The organism is Corallococcus sp. AB018, assembly GCF_003986945.1.
Classification (GTDB): Bacteria; Myxococcota; Myxococcia; order Myxococcales; family Myxococcaceae; genus Corallococcus; species Corallococcus exiguus.
Genome location: NZ_RAWR01000379.1, coordinates 1 through 4,529, shown reverse-complemented (window position 1 = coordinate 4,529; position 4,529 = coordinate 1). Strand labels below are relative to the sequence as shown.

The 4,529-nt window shown below is 69.5% G+C and carries 5 protein-coding genes; 4 read left to right on the top strand and 1 reads right to left on the bottom strand.

All coding sequences use genetic code 11. The features are described 5' to 3' along the window. The 4 genes from D7Y11_RS41750 to D7Y11_RS41735 all read left to right on the top strand — a co-directional run. Positions 1-1,618, top strand: a 1,618-nt coding sequence (locus tag D7Y11_RS41750; RefSeq protein WP_126936443.1) for a hypothetical protein, incomplete at its 5' end; no start/stop codon positions are given. Between the two features lie 77 nt (positions 1,619-1,695). Continuing rightward, the gene (locus tag D7Y11_RS41745; RefSeq protein ID WP_126936442.1) at positions 1,696-2,421 is read left to right on the top strand and encodes a fatty acid desaturase; all 726 of its coding nucleotides are present in this window, start codon (positions 1,696-1,698) and stop codon (positions 2,419-2,421) included. A 34-nt stretch (positions 2,422-2,455) separates the two neighbouring features. Continuing rightward, positions 2,456-3,445 carry a protein-methionine-sulfoxide reductase catalytic subunit MsrP gene (gene msrP / locus D7Y11_RS41740; protein ID WP_120581509.1) on the top strand — a complete coding sequence of 330 codons (990 nt, stop codon included), beginning with the start codon at positions 2,456-2,458 and terminating at the stop codon, positions 3,443-3,445. Between the two features lie 3 nt (positions 3,446-3,448). Continuing rightward, positions 3,449-4,060: a sulfite oxidase heme-binding subunit YedZ gene (locus D7Y11_RS41735; protein ID WP_120581508.1), complete on the top strand. Its 612-nt coding sequence runs from the start codon at positions 3,449-3,451 to the stop codon at positions 4,058-4,060. Between the two features lie 7 nt (positions 4,061-4,067). On the opposite strand, the gene D7Y11_RS41730 is transcribed toward D7Y11_RS41735, so the two are convergent. Further along, on the bottom strand, positions 4,068-4,529 hold a 462-nt coding region (locus tag D7Y11_RS41730), incomplete at its 5' end, for a response regulator (RefSeq protein ID WP_233607576.1).

Below are 4,529 nucleotides of genomic sequence, written 5' to 3'. Positions count from 1 at the left end.
GAAGCGGATGACCGCGCGCTTCGCCCCCGTGGACGTCAAGGTGGACGTGTCCAAGCTGCCGGACGCGGAGAAGCGCGCCCTGGCCAAGGTCCTCCAGGCGGCCCGCATCATGGACCCGCTCTTCCTGGGTCAGGCGTGGGCGGGCAACCAGACGCTGCTGTTGGACCTGGTGAAGGACACCACGCCCCTGGGCAAGGAGCGGCTGCACGCGTTCCTGCTCAACAAGGGCCCCTGGTCGCGCCTGGACGAGGCGAAGCCGTTCATCCCCGGCGTGCCGGCCAAGCCGGACGAGGGAAACTTCTATCCCGCCGGCGCCACCAAGGCGGAGGTGGAGGCGTGGGTGAAGAGCCTTCCGGAGGCGAAGCAGCACGAGGCCACGGGCTTCTTCACCACGCTGCGCAAGGGGACGGACGGCAAGTTCGTGAGCGTGCCCTACAGCGTCGAGTACCAGGGCGAGCTGGGCATGGCCGCGCAGCTGTTGCGTGAGGCGGCGGCGCTCACCCAGCAGCCCACGCTGAAGCGCTTCCTGGAGACGCGCGCGGCGGCGTTCCTGTCCAACGACTACTACGCGAGCGAGGTCGCGTGGATGGAGCTGGACGCGAGCGTGGACCCCACCATCGGGCCCTATGAGGTCTACGAGGACGGCTGGTTCAACTACAAGGCCGCGTTCGAGGCCTTCATCGGCGTGCGCGACGACGCGGAGACGCAGAAGCTGGCGAAGTTCAGCGCGGAGCTCCAGGAGCTGGAGAACAACCTCCCGATCGAGCCGGGCCTGCGCAACCCGAAGCTGGGCGCGCTCGCCCCCATCCGCGTCATCAACAGCATCTACTCGTCCGGTGACGGCAACCGGGGCGTGCAGACGGCGGCCTTCAACCTGCCCAACGACGAGCGCGTGGCGGCGGAGAAGGGCACCAAGCGCGTGATGCTGAAGAACATCCAGGAGGCCAAGTTCCAGCGCGTGCTGGTGCCCATCGCGAAGGTGGCGCTGCCCGCGAAGGACCGCAAGGACGTGTCCTTCGACGCCTTCTTCACGCACATCCTCATGCACGAGCTGATGCACGGCCTGGGGCCCCACAACGTCACCGTGAACGGGAAGCAGACGACGGTGCGTCAGGCGCTGCAGGCGGCCTCCAGCGCCATCGAGGAGGCCAAGGCGGACATCTCCGGCCTGTGGGCGCTCCAGCGGCTGGTGGACAAGGGCACGCTGGACAAGGACCTGCAGCGGACCATGTACACGACGTTCCTCGCGTCCGCGTTCCGCTCCATCCGCTTCGGCATCGACGAGGCGCACGGCAAGGGCATCGCGCTGCAGCTCAACCACTTCCTGGACACCGGCGCGGTGAAGGTGAACGCGGACGGCACCTTCGAAGTGGTGCCGGACAAGATGCAGGCGGCCGTCACGTCGCTGACGAACCAGCTCATGGCCCTTCAGGCCTCGGGCGACCGCACCGCCGCGGAGGCGCTGCTCGCGAAGCAGGGCGTGGTGCGCCCCTCCGTGCAGAAGGTGCTGGAGCGGCTGAAGAACGTGCCGGTGGACATCGAGCCGCGCTACGTCACCGCCGACTCGCTGGTGAAGGACTTCGGCGCCCCGGCCGCCACGCCCGCGGCGAAGAAGTAGTGTCCCCGGCCACGCTCCGTCCTACCCGCGCGCTTTTCTTCGTGCGCGGGGGGCGGGGCCTGGCCAGTAAGGGAGCCATGGCGCCCGAGCCCTCCACCCGTCCCGCCCCTCCCGACCCGTGGGGCGTCGTGCTCGCGCTCGCGGTGGTGGGCGCGTGGGGTGGGCATCTGGCGTGGATGCTGGCGGGGCCCGCGCTGCCGTGGGCTTCACCGCTCCCCTGGCTGCATGTCCTGCTGCAGATGTGGCTGTCCACCGGCCTCTTCATCACCGGGCATGACGCCATGCACGGCACCGTGTCCCTGAATCGCCGGGTGAACGCGGCGGTGGGGATGCTGGCCTGCTTCCTCTTCGCGGGGCTGTCCTACCGCCGGCTGGTGGTGAACCACCGCGCGCACCACGAGGACCCCACCGGCGAGCACGACCCGGACTTCGCGGCGCGGGGCGTGTCGTTCTGGCCGTGGTTCGGGGCCTTCATGGTCCGCTACACGACGTGGCTGCAAATCGCGGTCATGGCGCTGAAGTTCAACGTGCTGCTGTGGCTGGGCGTGCCCCAGCCGCGCATCCTGGCCTTCTGGGTGCTGCCGTCGGTGCTGGCCACCGTGCAGCTGTTCTACTTCGGCACCTACCTGCCGCACCGGCGCCCGGAGACGGAGGGAATGGCGCCGCACCACGCGCGCTCCCTGCCTCGCAACCACCTGTGGGCCCTGCTGTCGTGCTTCTTCTTCGGCTATCACTGGGAGCACCATCAGTCCCCCGGCACGCCCTGGTGGCGGCTGTGGCGGGCGAAGGACGCCCGGCGGTAACCGGAAAAGGGGCTGGGGCGTTATAGAGGGAGTCATGCGCGACAAGCTCCCTCCCGAGCCCCCTGGCTCCGAAGTGACGCCCGAGAAGCTCTACGTGCGCCGCCGCGAGTTCATCAAGAACGCGGGCCTGTTCGCGGGCACCGCCGCGGTGGTGGGCGGCGGGCTGTACCTGCTGGGCATGAAGCGCACCCGGCCCATGGACGGCTTCGTGCCGGACGCGGGCGCGGTGGCCCAGCCGGTGGTGCCCGCCCAGGGCCTCTTCAGCACGGACGAGCCGCGCACGCCCTACGAGGACATCACCACCTACAACAACTTCTACGAGCTCGGCCTGGACAAGAACGACCCGGCCCGCCGCGCGCACCTGTTGAAGACGCGGCCGTGGACGGTCGTCATCGACGGGGAGGTCCACAAGCCGTGGACCGTGGACGTGGATCAGCTCATCTCCGCCTTCCCGCTGGAGGAGCGCGTCTACCGGATGCGGTGCGTGGAAGCCTGGTCCATGGTGATTCCGTGGCTGGGCCTGCCCCTGGGCAAGCTGCTGGACCGCGTGCAGCCCACGTCGTTCGCGAAGTACGTGGCCTTCACCACGCTGGAGGACCCGGAGCAGCTGCCCGGCCAGAAGAGCCCGGTGCTGGACTGGCCCTACGTTGAAGGCCTGCGCCTGGATGAAGCGCGGCACCCGCTGACGCTGCTGGCCACGGGCCTGTACGGCAAGCAGCTGCCCGCGCAGAACGGCGCCCCGCTGCGGCTGGTGGTGCCGTGGAAGTACGGCTTCAAGGGCATCAAGTCCATTGTCCGCATCACGCTCACGCGCGAGCAGCCGCCCACGACGTGGAACATCACCAACAAGCGCGAATACGGCTTCTACGCCAACGTGAACCCGGCGGTGGATCACCCGCGCTGGAGCCAGGCCTCGGAGCGCCGCATCGGTGAGACCTCGCGCCGGCCCACGCTGCCCTTCAACGGCTATGCGGACGCCGTGGCCGGCCTCTACAGCGGCATGGACCTGAAGCGGGACTTCTGAACGATGGCCTCCTCCAAGCTCCCCTGGCTGAACCCCGCCATCGCCGTCGGAGGACTCTCCCCGCTGCTGCTGCTCGCGATGCAGGGGGCGCAGGGACAGCTGGGGGCCAACGGCATCGAGTTCGCCCTCAACCAGACGGGCCTCTTCGCGCTGGCGGTGCTGCTGGGGTCGCTGGCGTGCACGCCAGTGCGGCTGGTGACGGGCTGGACGTGGCCCGCGCGCATCCGCCGCACGCTGGGCCTGCTGGCCTTCACCTACGCGGCGGCGCACTTCCTCACCTACTCCGTGTTGGATCAGGGCCTGGACGTGCGCGCCATGGCGGAGGACGTCTTCACCCGGCCCTTCATCACCGTGGGCTTCACCGCGCTGATGCTGCTGGTGCCGCTGGCCGTCACCTCCACGAACAAGTGGGTGCGGAAGCTGGGCTTCCCCACGTGGCAGCGCCTGCACCGGCTGGCCTACGTGGCCGCGGTGCTGGGCGTGGTGCACTTCGTGTGGCGGGTGAAGAAGGACGTCACGGAGCCGGTGCTCTACGGGGCCGTCCTGGCGCTGCTGCTGGCCGTGCGCGTGGGTGAGGTGCTGCGCAAGCGGCGGGCGCTCGCGCGCCCGGCCTGAAGCTTCGCTACTTCGCGGTGGCGCGGGGCAGCGGGAGGATGGTGTCCACCAGCGTCATCAGCTGCGCGCAGCTCACCGGCTTGCGCACGAAGGCGCTGATGCCGGCCTTCTGGCCCAGTGCGCGCACCTCCGCCACGTTCGGATCGCCCGTCATCATCAGGATGGGGACCTTGGACAGCCTGGCGTTGCTGCTGGCGCGGATCTGCCCGGCGAAGTCCGCGCCGTTCATCCCGTCCATGTGGAAGTCGGTGAGGATGAGGTCCACCTGCTCCGCCTCGGCGACCTTGAGGCCTTCCTCGGCGGACTCCGCCTCCAGGAACTCGAAGCTGCGGGCCATCAGGTAGATCTTCAGCAGCGTCCGGATGGAGCGGCTGTCGTCCACCAGCAGCACGCGCTGCGGACCGGTCCCCCCGGTCGGACGGACCGTGGGCGTGCTCCCCGTGGGACGGGGGGGCGCGGTTTCGGGGGT

What these genes read in the sequence shown, in the direction of transcription:
- D7Y11_RS41745 (WP_126936442.1), top strand. Translation starts at nt 1,696, where the DNA reads ATGGCGCCCGAGCCCTCCACCCGTCCCGCCCCTCCCGACCCGTGGGGC.
- msrP (WP_120581509.1), top strand. Translation starts at nt 2,456, where the DNA reads ATGCGCGACAAGCTCCCTCCCGAGCCCCCTGGCTCCGAAGTGACGCCC.
- D7Y11_RS41735 (WP_120581508.1), top strand. Translation starts at nt 3,449, where the DNA reads ATGGCCTCCTCCAAGCTCCCCTGGCTGAACCCCGCCATCGCCGTCGGA.